Origin of the sequence: Catenulispora rubra, assembly GCF_015356825.1 — a bacterium.
GTDB classification, from domain to species: domain Bacteria; phylum Actinomycetota; class Actinomycetes; order Streptomycetales; family Catenulisporaceae; genus Catenulispora; species Catenulispora rubra.
Window position 1 is genome coordinate 1 of sequence record NZ_JAACYW010000150.1, and the last position, 20,860, is coordinate 20,860.

Here is a 20,860-nt window from a genome sequence, read left to right on the forward strand (position 1 = left end):
GCCCATGTGCTCGGTCCGCACCAGATGCGGCAGGAACGTGCGCGCCGTCGGCCCCGCCCCGGCCCCGAACACCGACTGCCCCGCCACGATGAACAGCACGGCGAGAACGGGGAACGTCCCAAGCACCGCCTGCGTCGCAAGCAGCGCCGAGCACGCACCCTGACCCACGGTGCACGCCATATAGAACCGTCGCCGATCAAGCCGATCAGCCAACGCCCCGGCGAACAACCCGAACGCGATGAGCGGCACAGCCTGCGCAAGCCCGATGGCCCCGGTCCACGCGGCACTGTTGGTGGAGTGCCAGATCTGGAAGAGCACGGCGACCGTGGTCATCTGCCCCCCGAAGCTGGAGCACAGCCCACTCACCCACAGCCGCCGAAACGCCGCCGACTCGCGGAGGGGTGCGGTGTCGGCGAGCATCGCGGTGAGGCGACGGGTGCGGCTGCCGGTGCCGGTGCTGGTGCTGGTGCTCGGCTGGGATTCGGCGCGCGGCAACTCCGGCTGCTGGCTGCTCTGAGCAGCGCCGGAGTCTTGCTGCGGCTCATTGCGCGGCGAGCCCGGTGGCCGACTACCGGACCGAGCTTCGGGGGAGGGCTCCTGCGGCTGCGGCTGGCCGGCGCGCTGGGCTGTGCCAAAGCTCTGCTGCGGCGGTTCGGGCGGCAGGCTGGCGCCCGGGTCTTGCTGCGGCTGGCTGATGTGGCCAGCTGTACCAGAGCTCTGCTGCGCCGATTCGGGCGACAGGCCGGCGCCAGGGTCTTGCTGCGGCTGGCTGATGTGGCCAGCTGTACCAGAGCTCTGCTGCGGTGAGTCCTGCTGCTGGCGCTGGGCTGAATCCCGCCGCGCGCCATCCCGCCGGCGCCCCGGCCACCCTATTCGCCGCGCCATGCCGGGTCCTCCCTCAGGCGCTCCGTGATCCGGTCGCGGAAGCTCTTGCGCGCTAGTGCCTGCTCCACGTCGGCGACTGCCCTGCTGATCGGGTAGGGGATCTCCGCCTCGAGTTCCGCCAGGGCTGCTTCGGTGGCGCGCCATTCTGCGGCGAGGCGGGGGGCGAGGCGGCGGGATTTGGCGGTCAGGGTCACGCGCTTGGTGCGGGCGTCGGGGCCGGGGGTGGTGCGGACGAGGCCGGCGGTGCGCATGGCGGCGACCTTCTGGCTCAGGGCCGAGTGGGTGCGGCCGACGGATTCGGCCAGTTCGGTGATGGTCATCGGGCCCTGGAGGTACAGGCGGAGCAGTTCCATCACCCAGGTCGGCTTAACGCCCTCGATGTCGGCGTCGGCGTAGACCTGGGCGATCGAGGCGTCGATGCCCGCCGTCAGCAGTTGTAGCGGACGCCACAGGCTGGTGCCGGTCGGGTCCTCGAAGTGCTGGTCGGTGGCCTGGTCGGCGGGCTGGCCAGCGGTGTGCGCGACCGGCGGCTCGGCAGCTTGATCATCGGTCATGCCGTAATCGTAACAGCACTTCTATAAGTGCTGTTGGAATTATCTGGGCACCACGCCGCCCGCGTGGCGTCATGCCGAGTAGTCGATTGATCACTATCTTGAGGGAAAGAAGTGAGAAAGGTGGCCGGCCCGGTGCCCGGAGCAGCAGACGCCCAGCCCGCCGCCCGGACCGCGGGCGGCCCGCGCGGCCGGTCGACGGTCTGGGCCGCGGCCCTGATGTCCCTCGTGCTCGCCGCGATCTGGGCCCGCTACCTCGCGGGCGTCGGCGGCGACCTGGCCGCCCAGTGGTCCTGGGCAGACTTCGCCGCCAAGTACCCCGGCTCGGCCTACGACCTGGCCTGGTACGGCGGTATCCACCCCGCCTCCTACAGCCTGCTCGCCCCGTTCCTGATGGCCGCCGTCGGGGTCCGCGCCGCCGGCGTCCTGTCGGTCGTGGTCTCGGCGGTCCTGCTCGCCCACATCCTCACCCGCGCCGGCCTGCGCTGGCCGCTGCCGGTGGCGCTGTGGGGAACCTTCGCGCTCTGGTGCGACCTGGCTGCCGGCCGCGTCACCTTCGCCATCGGCCTGATGTTCGGCCTGGCCGCGATCGCCGCCGCCGGGAACGAGCGCACGCCCGGCTGGGGCCGCATCGCGCTCGCCGCCGGCCTGTCCTTCCTCGCCGTCTGCGCCAGCCCGGTGGCCGGCCTGTTCGTCGAGGTCGCCGCCGCGGCCCTGCTGCTCACCGGACGCGTGCGCACCGGCATCGCGCTCGGCGTCCCGGGACCGGCCGTCGTCCTGCTGACCAGCCTGCTGTTCCCGTTCGGCGGCGTGGACCCGGTCGGCGGCTCGACGATCATGGTCACCGCCGGCTGCGCCGTCGCGGCCGCCCTGCTCGTCCCCGGCGGCCCCGACGCCGCCCCGGTCTGGCGCGTGGTGCGCATCGGCGCCCTGCTCTACGCCGCCGGCGCCGGCCTGACCCTGCTGATCGACACGCCGCTGGGCAGCAACGTCGAACGCTTGGCGCTGATCTTCGGCAGCGTGGTCTTCCTGGCCGCCCTCTGCGCCCGCGGCGGCGTCCCCTGGCCGCGGCTGCCGCGCCCGAGCCTGACCTGGCTGCGCACCGGCGCCCTGGTCGTCGCGTTCGCCATCGCCGGCTACTGGACCGTCAGCAGCGACATCGTCGGCATCCCGATGCCGTCCTCCAAGGCCCAGGGCGCCGGCCTCGTCGCCGAACTCCAGAGCCTGCACGTCGAGGCCACCGGCGCACGCGTCGAAGCCGTCCCGATGCAGAACCACTGGGAATCCTGGGGCCTGACCGGCGCCGCCGAACTCGCCCGGGGTTGGAACCGCCAGGCCGACGTGCAACGCAACCCCCTGTTCTACGACGGCACGCTCACCGGCCCCGCCTACTACGACTGGCTCCAGAAATGGGCCGTCGGCTACGTCGCCGTCCCCGCGCTCCCCGCCGCCGACCTGGACTACTCGGCGCGCGCCGAGGCCGTCCTGATCGCCACCCACCCCGCCTGGCTCCGGCAGGTCTGGCAGGACTCCTCGTGGCGGCTGCTGAAGTTCACCGACGCCGTCGCCCTGGCCTCGCCACCCGCGACGATCGTCGCCACCGACCCCGCGCACGTCGTCCTCGACGTGCCGCAGACCCCGCAAGCAACAGTGACCGCGACGGTCCGCGTCCAGTGGTCCCCCTGGCTCCGCGTCGACGGCCCGGCCGGCGCCTGCCTGGTCCGCGACGGCGACTGGACGCAACTGCAAGTCAGCGCCCCCGGCCGCTACACGATCGACAGCGACTACTCCCTGCCCCGCGGATCGGGCTGCTCGCGGCCGTAGCCCCTGATGAAGTGCTCGACCAGCCCCTCGACGAACCCGTCGTCGACCGGATCGCCGGTCATCAGGATCCGGTGATACACCGGCCCGACCAGCAGGTCTACGGCCGCCGCGACATCCAGATCCGCCGGCAGCTCACCCCGCGCGATCGCGCGGTCCAGCGGCACGCGGTCGCGCTGCCGCTGCTCGTCGAGGTAGTGCGTGCGCAGCTTCTCGGCGAAGACGGCGTCGTGCTGCGCGTGGCCGATCAGGGCCTTGAACACGGCCCCCGCGTCCTCGCCGGTAATGAAACCCGCCAGCTGCCGCAGATGTCCGCGCAGGTCCTCGGCGAGGCTGCCGTGCTCCTGGGGCACCAGGTCGCGGGCGGCGTCCTCCAGGAACGTGTCCAGCAGGATGTCCGTCTTGGAGCCCCACCAGCGGTAGATCGTCTGCTTGGCGACACCGGCCGCAGCCGCGACGCCCTCGATCGTGACGCCCGCGAAGCCCTTCTCCACCAGCAGGTCGTCGGCCGCCCGCAGCACCGCCTGCCGGGCGTCCTCGCTGCGTCCGTGCCGGTTGCCGTGGTGGCGCTGACTCTGGCCGCGCTCTGCCGGCAAAGCGTGCCACCTCCTCGACGTGCCGTGCCCCGATGATGAAAGGACAGGATAGGGCCCCGACGGGCCGACGGAGATCAGCTGCCGTCGGTGAGCAACCGCGCCAGCGCGTCGGCCGACCGACTCCCCGGTGCGGCCTGATACACGATGATGACCTGCTGCTCGGCACCGCCGACGGTCAGCGCCTGCCGTCGCAGCGACAGCTCCCCGACCTCCGGGTGCACGAAGCGCTTGAGCTCGTCGCGCGACGGCCGTGCATCGTGGTGCGCCCACAGCCGCCGGAAATCCTCGCTCGTCTCCAGCTCCGCGATGAGCTGCACCGTCGCCGGATCCCGCAAGTCGGCCTCCGCACGCAGGGCCGCCACGGTCTGCTCCGCGATCTGCGGCCAATCCGGCAGCAGCTCACGCACTTCCGCGGAGAAGAACACCTCCCGCGCCAGATTCCGCCCCGGCTCGTAGATCCCGGCCAGCATCCGGGCCGGCTTGTTGGCGGCCAGCACGTCGAAACGCCGGTTGCGCACGTACGCCGGAGTGTCCTTCCACGCATCGAGCAGCCGGTGCACGTCCTCGCTGACATCTGGCGCCACCGGCGGCGTGGAATCCGGCGCCGCGAGCGAGTAGAAGTAGGCAGAGGCGTCGGCATCCAGTTCCAGCGCACGGGCCAGCGCCTGCAGGACCTGCGGCGACGGATGCCGGTCGACCCCCTGCTCCAACCGCGTCAGATACGGCTCGCTGATCCCGGCCTGCCGCGCCAACTCGTCCCGCCGCAACCCCGCGACCCGCCGCGGCCCGGACAGCGCCAGGTCCCGGTCCGACGGCGCGATCCGCGCCCGCCGGGCCTTCACGAACTCTCCCAAGAGGTTGTCGGACGCCATGTCGCGAGGGTAACCCTCCCGGGGTGCTGGTTGCAGCTCCGCGATCACCGCAGGATCGAAGACATGAAGACGAAGACGAAGACCTGGTTCATCACCGGAGCATCCCGAGGGTTCGGCCGCATCTGGGCCGAGGCCGCCCTCAAGCGCGGCGACCGCGTGGCCGCCACCGCTCGCCGGCTCGAATCCCTGCAACCCCTCGTCGACGCCTACGGCGACGCGGTCCTCCCGCTCGTCCTGGACGTCACCGACCGCGCAGCGGCCGTCGCCGCGGTCCGCCGCGCCGCCGAGACCTTCGGCCGCCTCGACGTCGTCGTCAACAACGCCGGCTACGGCCTGTTCGGCACCGTCGAGGAGGCCACCGAGCAGCAGGCCCGCGAGCAGATCGACACCAACCTGCTCGGCCCGCTGTGGGTGACGCAGGCCGCGCTGCCGTTCCTGCGCGAGCAGGGCAGCGGCCACATCCTGCAGGTCTCCAGCATCGGCGGGCTCGCCGCCTTCCCGACGCTCGGCCTGTACAACGCCTCCAAGTGGGGCCTGGAGGGGATGAGCGAGGCGCTGGCGCAGGAGGTCGCGCCGCTCGGCATCCACGTGACGATCGTCGAGCCCGGCCCCTACGGCACCGAGTGGTCGACCGGCTCGGCCGTGCACACCGAGCCGATCGCCGCCTACGAACCGGTGCGCGAGGCACGCCGCGCCGGAGCCACGGCCCGCGCGCCGCAGGACCCGCAGGTCACCGCCGACGTCATCCTGGAACTGGTCGACACCGACGAACCGCCGCTGCGGCTGTTCCTCGGCCCGTACCCCTATCCGGTCGTCGAGGCCGTCTACCAGAAGCGGCTGGAAACCTGGGAGGCCTGGCGTCCGCTGGCCACCAAGGCCTGACCTCGGTGGACGTCCGGCGGATCCGTGCCGGTCAGAGGAACCGCCACAGGTGGTCCGCGGACCCGTTGTCCTCGAACTGCACGACGTCGGCCGAGTCGGCCGTGGACATGCCGTCCACGCCGAGCATCAGCCCGCTGTTCATGTTCTGGATCCGAAACCACGGACCGCCGCCGGGCCGCAGCCGCCACAGGTGGTCCGAGGTCCCGTTGTCGTCGAACTGCACGACCTGCGCGGAGTCCGCGGTCGACATGTTCGACACGCCCATGACCTTGCCGGAGTTCAGGTTCTGGATCTTCCACCAGCCGGTGGAGTCGCCGAGGAAGGTCCACCGGTGGTCCGCGGTGCCGTTGTCGTCGTACTGCACGACGTTCACCGAGTCGGCGGTGGACATGTTCGCCACGCCGAGCACCTTGCCGCTGTTCTTGTTGATGATCCGGACCGGGCCGTCCGGAATCAGGGTCCAGAGATGGTCCGCGGTGCCGTTGTCGTCGTACTGGACCACGTTGACCGAGTCGGCTGTGGACATGTTCGCGACGCCGGCCACCTTGTTGCTGTTGACGTTGCGGATGCGCATCCGGCCGTCGCCGTTGTCGATCAGGGTCCAGGCATGGTCCAGCGTGTTGGTGTTCTCGAACTGCACGATGTTCGCCGAGTTGGCCGTGGACATGCCGTCCACGCCCAGGACCAGGCCGCTGTTCGCGTTGCGGATGCGGACGTTGCCGTCGCCGTTGTCGAGCAGCTGCCAGACATGGTCGGCGGTGCCGCTGTCGTCGAACTGGACCACCTGCGCGCTGTCGTCCCAGGACATGTTCGACACGCCCATGACCTTGTTGCTGTTGGCGTTGAGCAGCCTGACGTAGCCGCCGGCCGGGGTCCAGGCCTTCCCGCCTGAGGCGACGGCCGGGAACGCGGTGATCCGCAGCCGCGCCGCACCCATCGGGATGAGCGCGACGTCGGTCGTCCCGGAGGCCTGGAACGGCCCGGACTGGAGCTCGGTCGCAATGTTCTGATCGTCGGCGGTCCATCCGGTGATCTGCGCGGCCGGCGCGGTGATGCTGACCGGGACGCTCTGCTGTGTGAACGGGTTCGCCGACACAGAGCCGTTGGTGCCATGGAACGTCAGTGCACTGGCAGGGTTCGACGCGGGCAGCGCGAGGCCGTAGTTCCAGGCCGTCGTGGCGTGCACCTCGTACTCGGGGAACTCCGAATCCCCGGCGAACTGGACGTAGTTCTCGCCGATCTGCAGCGAGTAGTCCAGCGCGCCGTTCGACACCGACAACGCGCCGCCGACCGCGCTCCACGCGGTGACCACCGGCGTGGACGGCAGGTGGATCGTCACCTTGTCGCCGTTGTGCCAGGTGCGCGAGACCGAGGTGTAGGCCGGGCCGGCCGGGGCGCTCACGCCGTGGCCGTTCACGGAGATCGACGGCGCCGAGCACCAGCCCGGGACCCGCAGGTAGAGCGGGAACGCGGTCGGCGTGGACATCGTCAGGGTCAGCGTGACGGTGTCAGTGAACGGATATCCGGTGTCCTCGGTGATGGTCACCGAGGAGCCGCCGGATACGTTTGCGGTGACCGAACAAGGGGCGTACATCGCCGCGCACAGGCCGTTGTCGGGAGTGGCGGACCACAGCTCTTCGGTGAAGTACGGCCAGCCCTGGCCGTAGTTGTGCGGGCAGCAGCGGTACTGGTCCACGCCGGGCATGTAGGCCTGCATGGGCTTGGCGTTGCTGAACTGGCCGTGGCTCGGCGTGTTGTCGGAGATGTCGACGCTGTTCATCGACGTGATGTAGTGCGTGCCCTTGCCCTGCGGATCCAGGGCCGCGGGCAGCATGTTGAACGCCAGCTGCTCGCAGCGGTCGGCCCACACCGGGTCGCCGGTCAGCCGGTTCATCAGCTCGTGGCTGGCCATCAGCTCCACGACGCCGCAGGTCTCGAAGCCCTGCCGGGGGTCGGTGTAGCCGATCCGGCCGTTCTCGTCGCCGGCGAAGCCGCCACCGGGGAACTGACCCCATCTGCCCATGATCGACGCGTAGTTCTGGTATGAGTTCTGCGTCATGCCGGACTGGCCGGAGCGCAGGGCATACACCGCCGGTTCGCGGAAACCCTGGGCCAGGTTGACGTTGTGCGGCGTGGGCAGGTTGTTCAGCCAGTTCGCACTGTTGCTGTGCATGGTGTCGGCCAGGTCCAGCAGGAAGGTCTCGCCGGTGCGGTTGTAGAGCCAGAACAGCACGTCCAGGCCGTCCGCGACGCGGAAGGAGAGCCAGTAGGCCGAGAACACCGAGCCCGGCTGCGTGTGCATGAACCGGCAGAACGCGGTCATGGCGTTCAGGATCTTCTGGTCGCCGGTGTACTCCTGGCGGCTGCGTAGGGCTTGCAGCAGCGGCAGGTACGGCCAGAAGTCCCCGTAGCCGCCCTGGCTGGTGCGCAGGCCGGTCGGGCCGAAGAAGCCGTCGGCGGCCTGCGTGGCCAGGATGCCGTCGATCCAGGCGGCGGTGTTCGCCTGGACCGTGGCGTCGCCGGTGAGGTAGCCGAGGTCGCCGTAGCCGCGCAGCCAGTACGGCACCTCCTCCCAGCCGTTCTGGGACGGGTTGAGCCAGCCGGTCGTACTGGTGTCCAGGTAGCGGGAGGTGTCCTGGTACTTCCCGCACAGGCCGTCCACTTGCAGCCGGAGCTGGCCGGCCAGCCAGCCGGAGGCGCGGACGGCGCCGGGCGGCAGGCGGAGCAGCGCGGTCGGGGCCAGGGGAGCGGCGTTCGGCGAGTAGAGGCCTCCGCCGGCCGGTGCGATTCGGGCGGTCGCGGCCGAGGCCGAGGAACTCAGGTAGGGACTGGTGGTGAGTGCGGCGGCTGTGAGCGCGCCGCTGCGCAGCAACGCGCGACGGGACAGGGACATGATGAGGCTCCGGTGGGTAGAGCAGCCCTGATTCAACGATGTAAAGCCTCATTCAGGCACCGGCGGCGTGGTGCGTCAAGGCCCTGTGTTGAGGTGCGAAATTCATCCGGTCCTGATCGTGATGGGAAAACCGCAGTTCCAGTGCGTCATCGAGCCCTGAGTGGGGTATTGCGCGACGAGACAAGAGGGTTGACACACATCCGCAGGACGTGCATGACTAGCGTTACATCGTTGGAATCACCTTCCTCGGTGGCGCACACGCACCATCCCGATTCCCTTGTGACGAGGATGTGAACATGCCTGCCCACTTGCGTGTAAGCACTCTGACCAGGTCGGCGACGGCCGCGACGATCGTCGTGGTCTGCCTGGCCGGCACCGCCGCCTGCGCCAAGTCGGCGCCCAAGGCCGCCGCCTCCGGCGCGACCTCGACCGGGACCGCGGCGCAGCAGGTGGTGGCGACGTCCGCCTCCGGCCCGGGCTGCACGTACCAGACCTACGGCGGCGGCGTGCCGCAGCTGAACCTGACCGATCCCTCGACGATCGTCGGCTTCTCGCAGTCGGAGTCCACCAGCAACCCGTTCCGCTCCACCGAGACCGACTCGATCACCAACCAGGCCAAGTCGCTGGGGATCAAGCTGATCCAGCGCAACGCCAACGCCGACGTGAACGCGCAGAACTCGCAGATCGAGGACATGATCGCGCAGGGCGCGAAGGTGCTGATCGTGGCGCCGGAGAACTCCGACGGGCTCGGTCCGGCGCTGGCCGAGGCCAAGGCCAAGAAGATCCCGGTGCTCACCATCGACCGGACCGTCACCGGCACCGCGTGCGGCGACTACATCGCCTTCATCGGCTCGAACTTCTACGGCCAGGCCCAGATCGCCGCCGACGATCTGGCGGCCGCGACCAACAACCAGGCCAAGGTCGCGATCCTGTCCGGCACCCCGGGCAACAACGTCAGCTCCGACCGGACCAGCGGCTTCCAGGACCAGCTCAAGGCCAAGTACCCGGGCCTGACCGTGGTCGCCTCGCAGACCGGCAAGTTCGACCAGACCGACGGCCAGTCGGTGATGGCCCAGATGCTCCAGGCCAACCCGGGGATCAATGCCGTCTACGCCGAGAACGACGAGATGGCGCTCGGCGCGATCCAGGCGATCATCGCGGCCGGCAAGGTCCCGGGCAAGGACATCAAGATCGTCTCGATCGACGGCACCCAGCAGGCCGTGCAGGACGTCGTCTCCGGCTCGATCTACGCCGACGTGGAGACCAACCCGCGGTTCGGCCCGCTGGCGTTCCAGTCCCTGCAGGCCTTCTACGGCACCACTGGCGTGTCCAGCAAGGTGATCATCAAGGACAGCCACTTCACCCAGGCCAACGCCCAGCAGGCACTCGCCGGCGGGCAGGTCTACTGAGCTGGTGGCCGGGGGTCTGCGACGTCTGAGATTCGATGTCTGATTCCTGGGTTGACTGAGGGAGGAACCGTGCCGTCGAGGCCGGATGAACCAGACCCCTCCGGGCCGCCGGAGGCAGGAGCGCCCACGGGCGCTCCTGCCGCGTTGCAGGCACGCGAGGTGGCCAAGAGTTTCGGCGGCGTGCACGCGCTGCGCGGGGCGGACCTGCTGGTGCGCCCCGGCGAGGTGCACGCCCTGATGGGGGAGAACGGCGCGGGCAAGTCCACGCTGATCAAGCTGCTCACCGGCGTCTACCGCCCGGACGACGGCGTCATCGCGCTGCACGGGCAGGAGCGGTCCTTCCGCACCCCGCTGGAGGCGCAGGCCGCCGGGATCTCGACGATCTACCAGGAAGTGAACCTGGTGCCGATGATGTCGGTGGCCCGGAACCTGTTCCTGGGCCGTGAGCCGCGCCGCCGGGGCCTGGTCGACCTGCGCGCGATGAACCGGATGGCCGCCGAGATCCTGGTGCGCTACGGGGTCCGGGTCGACGTCACCGCGCCGGTGCACACACTGGGCCTGGGCGCCCGGCAGATGGTGGCGCTGGCCCGGGCGGTGCGCACCGACGCCCGGGTGGTGATCATGGACGAGCCGACGTCCAGCCTGGAGCCGCGCGAGGTCCAGACCCTGTTCGGGGTGATCAGGACACTGCGGGGGCAGGGCGTGGCGGTGGTGTTCGTCAGCCACCGGCTGGACGAGCTGTACGAGATCTGCGACCGCGTCACGGTGCTGCGCGACGGCCGCACGGTGCACAGCGGGCCGATGGCCGGACTGCCGCGCACGGAGCTGGTCGCGCTCATGCTGGGCCGCGCGTTGCTTGCCGCGCACGAAGGCCGGGTGACGGCGTTCGCGCCGGACAAGGCACGGCGACGGCCGGCGGCTGATGACGCGGCGCTGGGGGATTTGCTTCCGGCGGCGCGGCAGGGCCGGGGGCGCGGGCGCAGTTCGGGCTGGGGGCGCGGCCGGGACCGTCAGGCGGGCGGCCCCGGCGGCGCGGATGCGGGTTCCGGCGCGGCGCTCGCTGCTGGCTTGGACTCGAGTGCGCCGACGGCTGCTGCTGTACAACCCGGCGCCGCGGTCGATGCCGGCATGGAGTTCGGAGCGCGGGCTGCTGCGGCCGCGGCTGCCGATGCTGCGGGTCTCCCTGCACTCAGCATCAGCGGCCTGACCGACCGGCACCGGCTGCGTGATGTCAGCCTGGATGTTGCCGCCGGTGAGGTAGTGGGGTTGGGTGGTCTGCTCGGCGCGGGCCGCAGCGAGACCGCGCAGGCCGTGATCGGCGCGCATCCGGCCGTCGGCGCGGTGTCCGTCGACGGCAGGCTGATCCGCCGCCGCAATCCGCAGGCCGCAGTCCGCGCCGGGATTGCGATGCTGGCCGAGGACCGCAAGGCCGAAGGCGTCATCCCCGGGCTGTCCGTCCGGGAGAACATCGTCCTGGCCGCGCTTCCGCGCCTGTCGCGCGCCGGGATCGTCTCCACCGCGCGGCAGGACCGGATCGTCGAGTTCTTCATGAAGCGCCTGCGGATCAAGGCCTCCAGCCCCGAGCAGAAGGTCCAGGACCTGTCCGGCGGCAACCAGCAGAAGGTGCTGTTGGCCCGCTGGATGTGTCTGAATCCCCGCGTCTTGCTGCTCGATGAGCCGACGCGCGGCATCGACGTCGGCGCCAAGGCCGAGGTCCAGACCATCATCGACGAGCTGGCCGCCGAGGGGGTCGGCGTGCTGCTGATCTCCTCCGAACTCGACGAGCTGATCGAGGGGTCCGACCGGGTCGTCGTCCTGCACACCGGATCGGTCGCGGCACGGCTGGACGGCGAGCAGGTCACGGCGCCGAGCCTGATGCGCGCCCTGGCCGGGGAGGCCTCTGGCACTGAGCAGTCCGATGAGGAGGGAGCCCCGTGACCGCCGCCGTGATCGAACCGGCCGACGGCGCCGGCACGCGCGACCGGATCCTGGACCTGGCGCAGCGCTACGGCGTCTACGCCGCGCTCGTCGTCCTGACAGCCGTCGCTACCGCGCTCAACGGCGACTTCATGTCCGTGTCCAACTGGCGCGTGCAGCTGTTCCAGGCCGCGCCGATCGTGCTCGTCGCGCTCGGCATGGCGCTGGTGATCGGCACCGAGGGCGTCGACCTGTCGGTCGGAGCGACGATCGCGCTGGCCGCGTCGATCATCCCCCTCTACATCGGCTACGGCCCGGTGCCGGCGATCGCGCTGGCGCTGCTGCTCGGTGCGGCGGCGGGCCTGGTCGGCGGGGCGATGGTGGCGTTCGCCGGGGTGCAGCCGATCGTGGCCACGCTGTCGCTGATGATCGGCCTGCGCGGGGTCGCCGAGCTGATGAACGGCGCCGCCGCCAAGCCCGTGGCCGACGCCACGATCCTCGACCTCGGCGAGCACAACCTGGCCGGAACGCCGCTGATGGCGTGGATCGCGCTGGCCGCCACCGGGGTCGTGGCGTACACCGTGCGGCGCACCACCTTCGGCCGCCAGCTGGTGGCGATCGGCGACAACAAGCGCGCGAGCCTGCTGGCCGGGCTGCCCGTGCGGCGCGTGCTGGTGACCGTGTACGTGCTGTCCGGGGTGCTGGCCGCGCTGGCCGGCGTGCTGATCGTCGGGCACGGGGCCGAGGCCGATCCGGCGAACCAGGGGTTGAACATGGAACTGAGCGCGATCACCGCGGTGGTGGTCGGCGGCACGCCGCTGTCCGGTGGTCGGGTGCGCGTGCTCGGCACGGTGGCCGGGGCGCTGTTCATGCAGCTGGCCTCGGCGGTGCTGATCCAGCACAACGCGCCGACGTCGACCACGCAGATCGTCGAGGCCGTGCTGATCTGCCTGGCCGTCTACGTCTCGCGGGAACGGGGGACGCGATGAGCGTGCGGACGCCGGAGACCGCGGCGCCGGTGCCGGCCCCGCCGCCGCGGCGCGCGGGCCGCGAGGGGCTGCTGGAGACGCCGCGCGAGCGCTGGATCCGGCGCGCGGAGCGGCGCGGGCCGCTGGTGGTGCTGGTGGCGGTGTGCGCGGCGGCGACGGCGGCCTCGCCGTCGGACGCCTCGTGGTCGGACGTGAGCACCATCCTGGGCAACAACGCCTTCGTGTGGCTGCTGGCGCTGGGGATGACGTTCGTCATCACGACCGGCGGCATCGACCTGTCGGTGGGGTCGCTCTACGCGCTCGGCGGGGTGCTGGCGGCGCGGGCGTCGTCGAGCGGGCCGTGGCTGGCGATCCTGCTGCCGCTGGTGGTGTGCGCGGCGTGGGGCGCGGTGCAGGGGCTGCTGGTGGCGTACGGCGGGATGGCGCCGTTCATCGTCACGCTCGCCGGGCTGCTCGGCGCGCGCGGGCTGCTGCAGGCGCTGACGAATCAGGGGTCGACGACGTACCTGGTCCCGGCGCACTCCTGGTTCCGGCACCTGGGCGCGGGCACGTGGGTGCCGGTGGGCATCGTTGCGGTGCTGTTCGCACTCGGCTGGATCCTCATGGAGCGCACCGGCTACGGCGCGACCCTGACCGCGATCGGCGGCAACCAGGACTCCGCGGTCCTGCTCGGCCTGCCGGTGGCGCGCGCGAAAGTCCTGGTCTACCTGCTGTCCGGCACCCTCGCCGGCGCGGCGGGCGCCCTGGCCGGCGCGCGCCTGGGCTCCGGCGTGACCACGATCGGCGTCGGCTACGAGCTGACGGCGATCGCCGCCGTGGTGATCGGCGGCACCCTGCTGACCGGCGGCTACGGCACGATCGGCGGCACCGTCTGCGGCGTCCTGCTGCTGGCGGTGATCCACCACCTGATCGACCGCTACCTGTCCCAGTACGGCTCGGCGATGACGGACGCGGTCAACGGCGCGTTCCTGGCCGTGGTGGTGCTGGCGCAGGCGCTGCTCGAGCGCTCGCGCCGGCGATGACGGAGGCTGGAGCGGGGGCGGGGACTGCTGGCAATCGCGCCGGTCCGCCGGGTGGAGCGTGCCCGGCGGGCACGGGAGGATTCGGGCGGCGGGCGAGTGCGCGGCGGCCCTCACTCCCCGCTGCTCTCCCGTATTACCAACCGGTGCCCCGGCTGAATCAGCCGCCCCGGCTCCGCGTACCCCTCCGCGATCCGCAGCAGCAGCGCGTCCACCGCAGCCTCGGCGATGCCGGTCTTGTCCGGTGCCACCGTGGTCAGCGACGGGATCGCGTACTCCGCCTCCTCCACGTCGTCGAAGCCGACCAGGGCGATGTCCTGCGGCACGCGCAGTCCCGCCTCGTGGATCGCGCGCAGTGCGCCGAGGGCCATCAGGTCGTTGAAGCAGAACACTGCGTCCGGGCGCTCCGGGAGCTTCAGCAGGCGCCGCATGGCCGCCGCGCCGTCCGGGCGGAAGTAGGCGCGGACCGGCGGGCACAGTGCCGGTTCGGCCGGCAGCCCTGCCGCGGCCAGCGCTTGGCGGTAGCCCGCCATGCGCTGCTGCGCGGTGGCGCGGGGGCTCGGGTCCTGCCAGCCGATGGCGGCGATGCGGCGGCGGCCGGCGGCGATCAGGTGGTCCACCGCCTCGCGGGCGGCGGTGACGTTGTCGATGTGCACGTGGTCGCAGACCAGGCCCAGGTCCGCCTCGCCGAGCAGGACCAGGGGGATCTGGCGTTCGCGCGCGGCCAGTTCGTGCTGGTCCAGGCCCAGGGGGCTGAGGATGACGCCGTCGATCATCGGGTCGCCCAGGCCGCTGGCGATGCGCAGTTCGGCGCGGGGGTCGCCGGCGGTGTCGTCCATCAGGACCGTGCAGCCGTGGCGGCGGGCCGCGGCGATCACCTCGACGGCCAGCTCCGCGAAGTACGGCGAGGGCAGTTCGGGGAACGCCAGGGCGATCACGCCGCTGCGGCCGGTGCGCAGCCGGCGGGCCGCCATGTTGGGGTGGTAGCCCAGGGCGTCGATCGCGGCCTGGACCTTGGCCCGGGTGTCGGCGGCGACGTGCACCGTGCCGTTGACCACGTTGGACACCGTCTTCACCGACACGCCGGCGGCCTCGGCGACGTCCTTCAGCCGCGGCGCGGAGCCGGCGCCGTTCGTGCCGTCCGCCGACCCGCGTATCGCCCCATCCATGGTCGCCTCAACGCTCCGTCCGCGTGATGTGATCTGATGTCAGTGTTCTAACGTTAGAATAGCTCATTTCCTGACAATCTTCACAAGCTTCTGATTCACTCTGTACCGCGCCGAGGAGCAGCCCCTTGCGATCTCCAGCCCTCCGACCATTCGGCACTCTGTCCGACGGCACACCGGTCGACGACTGGCGGCTGACCGACTCCTCCGGCGCCCGCGCCACGATCCTCGCCTACGGCGCGACCTTGCAGGAAATCAGTGTCCCGGATCGGGACGGCCGGATGGGCAACGTGGTCCTGGGCTTCGACAACCTGGCCGACTACGTCGAGCGCGGCGCCTACTTCGGCTGCGTCGTCGGACGTTACGCGAACCGCATCGCCGGCGGCACTTTCCCCCTGGACGGCCGCGAGATCCGCCTCCCGCTCAACGACGGCCCGCGCCCCAACACCCTGCACGGCGGCACCCCCGGCTTCGGCTCCCGCCTGTGGACCGCCCCGGACGGCGTGACCGACGTGGAGGACGGCACGTCGGTGACCCTGACCCGGATCAGCCCCGACGGCGAGGAAGGCTTCCCCGGCGAGGTCACCGTGAGCATCCGCTACACCCTCGCCGCCGGCCGCCTCACGCTGGACTACCGCGCCGAGACCACCGCCCCCACGGTCCTGAACCTGTCCAACCACGCCCGCTTCAACCTGGCCGGCGAAGGCGCGGGCACGGTCCTGGACCACGAACTCTCCGTCGCCGCCGACGGCTTCCTCCCAGTCGACGCCGCCCTGATCCCCCTCGACGGCGCCGCCCCGGTGGCCGGCACCCCCTTCGACTTCCGCACCCCGACCCCGGTCGGCGCGCGCCTGTCGGACCCGCACCCGCAACTCACCCTCGTCGGCGGCTACGACCACTGCTTCGTCCTGCGCGGCGGCCGCACCGCCGCACCGCGCCCGGTCGTCACCCTCCACGACCCGGCCGGCGGCCGCACCATGCGCATCGCGACCACCGAGCCGGGCCTCCAGCTCTACCTGTCCTCCGAACTGGACGGCACCCTGACCGGACCCGGCGGGCGCCGCTACCAGCGCTACGGCGGCATCGTGCTGGAGACCCAGCACTTCCCCGACTCACCCCATCGCCCCGAATACCCCTCGACCCTGCTGCTGCCGGGCCGGGTCTTCACCTCGACGACGGTCCTGGAATTCGGCGTCGGGCAGCGGCTCCGCGACTGATACCACGCTGGCCAAGAGACTCGCGGAATAACCCGGCGCGGAACGCGTTGAACACCGCGGGCCCGATCGTTCATCGCACTGTCAACCTCGCGAAGAGCGCAGGAGGAACACCATGAAGCCCGGAATCCACCCCGAATACCATGCCGTCGTCTTCCGCGACCAGGCCGCCGGCTACGCCTTCCTCAGCCGGTCCACCGCCACCAGCGCGCACACCGTGCAGTGGGAGGACGGCAGGACCTACCCGGTGATCGACGTCGAGGTCTCCTCGGCCAGTCACCCCTTCTACACCGGCAACAGCCGCGTCGTGGACACCGCCGGACGCGTCGAGCGCTTCAACCGGCGCTACCAGCGCCCCACCTCCGGCGACTGAGGCCGGTCCGGGCCGGCTCCGAACCGAACCGGCCTCCCGCCCGTGTCAAGCAAGGCAGCCTCGCGCTCCTTAGAATCCCGTTGAGGAATCGGAGCACCCGAAGTCGGGGTCGCGTATAACGATCCTGGTTTGTCTCCCGCTGCGGCGGGCTCGGGTGAAGGGATGCCATGGAGGAGAAGCGGACGATCCCGCTGCCGGCGGATCCGCTCAACGCAAGGCGCAAGCGCACGATCGCGATCGCCGCGGGAGCGGTCGTCGCCGTGGCGGTGGGCGTGGTGTCGGTGGTCGCGGTGGCCGGAGGCTCGTCCCCGCACAAGCCCGCGGTCGGCGTCGCGGCGGCCACCGAGAGTTCGTCGCCGTACGCCACCGATTCCGGGGGCGGGTACTCGCAGCAGCCGCAGTTCACCTGGTCGGCACGGGCCGGCCTGCCGCCGGGGTCGCCGACCGCCAAGCCGTCGACGCCGGCCACGCCACCGTCCTCAACGTCGGTCGCAGCACCGCCGCCGACCGGTCCGGTCACCAATCCGGCACCGCCGACGTCGGTAGCGGCGCCGCCGCCGTCTACGGTGACCAAGGTCGCCGCGCCGCCGACTACCTCGGCGCCGCCCCCGCCTTCGACGTCGAAGGCCCCGACGACGTACCAGATCAGCGGGACGGTCTCCTGCGTGTCCGGGCACTCGGTCGAGGGGGTCTGGGTCCAGGCGGCCCAAGGCTCCGGGTACTCGCCGTGGCAGGGCATCGGCAACGGTTCGACGTCGCGCTACTGGTACACGCTGCCGTCGACGATGTCGTTCTCCCTGCACGTCGGCTGCCGCGGCACGACGGCCGCATGGGGCGTGGCGCTCACCACGCCGCAGGCCCCCGGGCCGGTCGCCAACTTCACCTGCCACGACGTCTCCGGACAGGCCGAATACGGGACCTGCGACCTGCAGTAGCCGGTGCAGTAGCCGGCAGACCTGAGTAGCCGGCAGCGGCCGCCGTCGCGACCGGTCCCGTAACGCGCCGCACCGTCCTGCTGTCCTACTGTCTTGCCGTCCTACTGTCCGACCGCCCCTCAGCCGTCGAGCCGCAGCAGGTCGCGCCCGGCACGGATCACCGTGTCCCGCACCTGCTGCGGATCATCGAGCTCGGCGGCTGACAACGCGCCGTCGTGCAGCAGCACCAGCACGCGTCCTGCGTACTCCGGATCCGGATGCCCGGCCCGTTCGGCGAGCCGCGTCACCGTGTCCTGGAACCAGGCGCGGTGCTCGGCGACGGCCACCCGGATCGGGTCCTCGGGGTCCGGGTACTCGGCCGAGGCGTTGATGAAGTGGCAGCCGCGGAAGCCCGCCGAAACCGTGACCTGGCCGATCAGCTCCAGCAGCGCGGCGGCGCTCTCCTGCGGGGTCCCCTGTTCCAGCGCCTCGGCGACCGCGGCGCGCAACTCGTCGTCGGTGGCCCGCAGGTAGGCCTCGACCAGGTTCTCCTTGGCCGGGAAGTGCCGGTAGAAGGTCGCCCTGGTCACGTTGGCCTCGGTCACGAGGCGGTCGACCGGCACGGTGTGGATGCCCTCGGTGTAGAAGAGCCTGCGCGCGGTCTCCAGCAGGCGGTCTCTGGGGCTCGGCGCGGCGTTCGGCATGTCTCCATGGTAGTGGAAGGAACGTTCTGTTGACTTCGCTCCCCGCAGCCTCCTAGAGTCGGGGGAGAGGGAGAACGAACGTTCCTTCTGAATGAGCAGCCATCGAGAGGACCCGACTCCATGTCGTCCCGTTTCAGCGCCTACCTCGACCGCAACCAGGCCTTCGCCGCCACCGACGCCAAGCTCCAGATCCCGGAGATCCCGTTCATCCCCTTCCGGCAGGTCTACCTGCTGACCTGCGTCGACCCGCGCGTCGAGCCGGCCGCCATCGCCGGTGTGGAGCTGGGGGAGGCGATCGTGGCCCGCAACATCGGCGGCCGCGCCACCGAGTCGGCGATCGACGACCTGGCCTGGGTCTGCCACCTGCACGAGAACAAGACCCCTGACGCCGACTGGTTCGAGGTCGCGATCCTGCACCACACCGACTGTGGCGCCGGCCTGCTCGCCGACCCGGAGCTGCGCCGCACCTTCGCCGAACGCGGCGGGTACGACGAGCCGACGGCCGCCGCGATGGCGGTGCTCGACCCGGCTGCGACCGTGCGGCACGACGTCGAGGTGCTGCGGAACGCGCCGGTGCTGGCGCCGAGCATCGACAAGCTCAGGATCGGCGGCTACGCCTACGACCTCAAGACCGGCGTGATCACCACCGTGGTGGCGCCGGAGTGACCTGACCGGCCGGCGCCGACCGCTGCGCCGCGCGTTCGGAGAACCCGTGACTCCGTCGGCTCTTCTCGGTAAGGTTCAATCATTAAAAGGACTCGTTACGGGGAGGGCCGCATGACCACCGATCTGATGCACCGCTGGGCCGAGGGCTGGAGCGTTTCCCGCGGTACCGAACCGCCGGTCCCGACGCGGTGGGGGCTGCGGATCGAGGTCGGCGACGACAAGCAGCTGCGCCGCCATCTGCTGTTCGAGCCGCAGGAGCAGGGCGTGCGAGAACTGGTCGCCTCCATCGACGAACCGCTGACGTGGCTCAAGAGCCACGTGGCGCCGTCCGAGCTGGCGCCGTGGCTGCCGGCCGGCTGGATCGAGGACGAGCCGGGCTGGCTGATGGCGGTGGACGTGGCGCCGGCGGCCGTCGTGGTCCCGGACGGCTACCGGCTCACCTCCGAGTCGAAGGACGGCACGACCTATGTGCGGATCCTGACATCCGGCGGGGTGCTCGCGGCGCGCGGGCAGTACGGCTACGTCGGGGACCACGGGACCGTCGACCAGATCTCGACCGAACCCGAGCACCGGCGCCGCGGCCTCGGCTCGGTCGTGATGAACGCGTTGGCCAACAAGGCCTACGAGCTGGGCGCCTCCACCAGCGTGCTGGGCGCGACGAACGACGGTCGGGCGCTGTACGAGTCGCTGGGCTGGAAGGTGCACGCGCCGTTGGCGGGGTTCGTATACCAGCGATAGGGCTGTGACAAGTGACAGGCGGCAGGGCCGTGAAGCCGTCATCTGCGGTGACATTGGAAACCGATGTCGTTCCCATCTTTGCGTCCATACGCAAATGTGCGATTCACTTCTGGTGTCACCCGCAGGACCCCGGCCCGGTTGGAGCAGAGTGTCTGAGCATGAGCACGACCACGACGAGCGTGGCGGTCACGGCCATGGCGGCCAAGGCGGCGGCCGAGGCCATGCCGGCCACAGCCACGGCGTGGCCGACGACGCCGACCGCCGCTGGCTGCTGATCGGCCTGGCGCTGATCCTCGGCTTCATGTCGGTCGAGGTCGCCATCGGCGTGCTCGCGCACTCCCTGGCCCTGCTCTCCGACGCCGCCCACATGCTCACCGACGCCGGCTCGATCCTGCTGGCGCTGTTCGCGATGCGGCTCGCCGCACGGCCCGCGCGCGGCGACTACACCTTCGGGCTCAAGCGCGCCGAGATCCTGTCCGCGCAGGCCAACGGCGTCACGCTGCTGGTGCTGTCGGCGGTGCTGGCGTTCGAGGCGGTGCGGCGGCTGATCAGCCCGCCGGCGGTGACCGGCGGCCTGGTGCTGGCCACCGCGCTGGTCGGGGTGGCGGTGAACATCGCGGCGGCGTGGTCGATCTCCAAGGCCAACCGCACGTCGTTGAACGTCGAGGGCGCGTTCCAGCACATCCTGACCGACCTGTTCGGCTTCATCGCCACCGCGGTCGCCGGGCTGGTGGTGGTGCTGACCGGCTTCGCCCGCGCGGACGCGATCGCCACGCTGGTGGTCGTGGCGCTGATGCTCAAGGCCGGGCTCGGACTGGTGACGGCGGCCGGGCGGATCTTCCTGGAGGCCGCGCCGGCCGGCATCGACCCGGACGCCGTGGGCGACCAGATGGCGGCGGTCGAGCAGGTGATAGAGGTCCACGACCTGCACATCTGGGAGATCACGTCGGGGCAGGCGGCGCTGAGCGCGCATGTGCTGGTGGTGCCCGGCGGGGACTGCCACAACGTGCGGCGCGTGCTGCAAACGCAGCTGCAGGCCGAGCACGGGATCAGCCACGCCACGTTGCAGGTCGACCATCTCGGGGACGTCGAGGGCGATGTGCTGCAGATCGCGCACAGCGTGCCGGACAACGGTTCCGGGCACTGCGAGGACACGCACGGTCCGGTGCATCGGACCGGGCCGCACGATCACTGACCGCCGGCCGCTGAGCTGACTATCGGCTACTACTCTGCCGGAAGTTGGAAGTTATC

General features: G+C 71.1%; 19 protein-coding genes. 12 read left to right on the top strand and 7 right to left on the bottom strand.

Going from position 1 to position 20,860, the window contains the following annotated elements; translation table 11 throughout:
• Positions 1-420, bottom strand: a 420-nt coding sequence (locus GWK61_RS32370) for an MFS transporter (protein ID WP_194915492.1), incomplete at its 3' end; no start/stop codon positions are given.
• Between the two features lie 449 nt (positions 421-869).
• Complete coding sequence (locus GWK61_RS32375) at positions 870-1,439, bottom strand: MarR family winged helix-turn-helix transcriptional regulator (RefSeq protein ID WP_194915493.1); 570 nt, start codon at positions 1,437-1,439, stop codon at positions 870-872.
• A gap of 132 nt (positions 1,440-1,571) precedes the next feature.
• Here GWK61_RS32375 and GWK61_RS32380 point away from each other — a divergent pair, with 132 nt between their 5' ends.
• On the top strand, positions 1,572-3,260 hold the full coding sequence (locus GWK61_RS32380; RefSeq protein WP_194915494.1) for a DUF8823 domain-containing protein: 1,689 nt from the start codon (positions 1,572-1,574) through the stop codon (positions 3,258-3,260).
• Here the strand turns inward: GWK61_RS32380 and GWK61_RS32385 are convergent.
• Together GWK61_RS32385 and GWK61_RS32390 are read right to left on the bottom strand one after the other, a co-directional pair.
• Positions 3,221-3,853, bottom strand: coding sequence for a TetR/AcrR family transcriptional regulator (locus GWK61_RS32385; RefSeq protein WP_194915495.1), 633 nt, complete (start codon positions 3,851-3,853; stop codon positions 3,221-3,223). The genes GWK61_RS32380 and GWK61_RS32385 overlap by 40 nt on opposite strands.
• Before the next feature lie 74 nt (positions 3,854-3,927).
• Positions 3,928-4,725, bottom strand: a complete 798-nt coding sequence (locus tag GWK61_RS32390) for a helix-turn-helix domain-containing protein (RefSeq protein ID WP_194915496.1) — start codon at positions 4,723-4,725, stop codon at positions 3,928-3,930.
• A 63-nt stretch (positions 4,726-4,788) separates the two neighbouring features.
• On the opposite strand from GWK61_RS32390, the gene GWK61_RS32395 reads away from it, so the two are divergent.
• A complete protein-coding gene (locus tag GWK61_RS32395; RefSeq protein WP_194915497.1) occupies positions 4,789-5,607 on the top strand; it encodes an SDR family oxidoreductase in 819 nt (272 codons plus the stop codon).
• A gap of 31 nt (positions 5,608-5,638) precedes the next feature.
• Here GWK61_RS32395 and GWK61_RS32400 read toward each other — a convergent pair whose 3' ends face one another.
• Entirely contained in the window at positions 5,639-8,500 is a 2,862-nt protein-coding gene (locus tag GWK61_RS32400) for an RICIN domain-containing protein (RefSeq protein ID WP_194915498.1), read from the bottom strand.
• Between the two features lie 296 nt (positions 8,501-8,796).
• Here GWK61_RS32400 and GWK61_RS32405 point away from each other — a divergent pair, with 296 nt between their 5' ends.
• The 4 genes from GWK61_RS32405 to GWK61_RS32425 all read left to right on the top strand — a co-directional run bounded on the left by GWK61_RS32405 (position 8,797) and on the right by GWK61_RS32425 (position 13,837).
• The gene (locus GWK61_RS32405) at positions 8,797-9,909 is read left to right on the top strand and encodes an ABC transporter substrate-binding protein (protein WP_194915499.1); all 1,113 of its coding nucleotides are present in this window, start codon (positions 8,797-8,799) and stop codon (positions 9,907-9,909) included.
• 69 nt (positions 9,910-9,978) lie between these two features.
• On the top strand, positions 9,979-11,847 hold the full coding sequence (locus tag GWK61_RS57145; RefSeq protein ID WP_438939791.1) for a sugar ABC transporter ATP-binding protein: 1,869 nt from the start codon (positions 9,979-9,981) through the stop codon (positions 11,845-11,847).
• Positions 11,844-12,815 (top strand): ABC transporter permease, encoded by a 972-nt coding sequence (locus GWK61_RS32420; RefSeq protein WP_194915500.1) that lies wholly within the window; start codon positions 11,844-11,846, stop codon positions 12,813-12,815. The genes GWK61_RS57145 and GWK61_RS32420 overlap by 4 nt, the downstream gene beginning before the upstream one ends.
• Positions 12,812-13,837 (top strand): ABC transporter permease, encoded by a 1,026-nt coding sequence (locus GWK61_RS32425; protein ID WP_194915501.1) that lies wholly within the window; start codon positions 12,812-12,814, stop codon positions 13,835-13,837. Before GWK61_RS32420 ends, GWK61_RS32425 begins: the two co-directional genes overlap by 4 nt.
• Before the next feature lie 110 nt (positions 13,838-13,947).
• Here GWK61_RS32425 and GWK61_RS32430 read toward each other — a convergent pair whose 3' ends face one another.
• Entirely contained in the window at positions 13,948-15,003 is a 1,056-nt protein-coding gene (locus GWK61_RS32430; RefSeq protein ID WP_194915502.1) for a LacI family DNA-binding transcriptional regulator, read from the bottom strand.
• A gap of 125 nt (positions 15,004-15,128) precedes the next feature.
• Here GWK61_RS32430 and GWK61_RS32435 point away from each other — a divergent pair, with 125 nt between their 5' ends.
• The 3 genes from GWK61_RS32435 (at position 15,129) to GWK61_RS32445 (ending at position 17,522) form a co-directional block, all read left to right on the top strand.
• On the top strand, positions 15,129-16,217 hold the full coding sequence (locus tag GWK61_RS32435; RefSeq protein WP_194915503.1) for an aldose epimerase family protein: 1,089 nt from the start codon (positions 15,129-15,131) through the stop codon (positions 16,215-16,217).
• 112 nt (positions 16,218-16,329) lie between these two features.
• Complete coding sequence (locus GWK61_RS32440) at positions 16,330-16,587, top strand: type B 50S ribosomal protein L31 (protein WP_194915504.1); 258 nt, start codon at positions 16,330-16,332, stop codon at positions 16,585-16,587.
• A 167-nt stretch (positions 16,588-16,754) separates the two neighbouring features.
• On the top strand, positions 16,755-17,522 hold the full coding sequence (locus GWK61_RS32445) for a hypothetical protein (RefSeq protein ID WP_194915505.1): 768 nt from the start codon (positions 16,755-16,757) through the stop codon (positions 17,520-17,522).
• A gap of 119 nt (positions 17,523-17,641) precedes the next feature.
• On the opposite strand, the gene GWK61_RS32450 is transcribed toward GWK61_RS32445, so the two are convergent.
• Positions 17,642-18,205, bottom strand: a complete 564-nt coding sequence (locus tag GWK61_RS32450; protein WP_194915506.1) for a TetR/AcrR family transcriptional regulator — start codon at positions 18,203-18,205, stop codon at positions 17,642-17,644.
• 120 nt (positions 18,206-18,325) lie between these two features.
• On the opposite strand from GWK61_RS32450, the gene GWK61_RS32455 reads away from it, so the two are divergent.
• The 3 genes from GWK61_RS32455 to GWK61_RS32465 all read left to right on the top strand — a co-directional run bounded on the left by GWK61_RS32455 (position 18,326) and on the right by GWK61_RS32465 (position 20,804).
• On the top strand, positions 18,326-18,871 hold the full coding sequence (locus tag GWK61_RS32455) for a carbonic anhydrase (RefSeq protein ID WP_194915507.1): 546 nt from the start codon (positions 18,326-18,328) through the stop codon (positions 18,869-18,871).
• Positions 18,872-18,982: 111 nt separating this feature from the next.
• A complete protein-coding gene (locus tag GWK61_RS32460; protein WP_194915508.1) occupies positions 18,983-19,609 on the top strand; it encodes a GNAT family N-acetyltransferase in 627 nt (208 codons plus the stop codon).
• Between the two features lie 241 nt (positions 19,610-19,850).
• Complete coding sequence (locus GWK61_RS32465) at positions 19,851-20,804, top strand: cation diffusion facilitator family transporter (protein WP_323747856.1); 954 nt, start codon at positions 19,851-19,853, stop codon at positions 20,802-20,804.
• Positions 20,805-20,860: the final 56 nt, after the last annotated feature.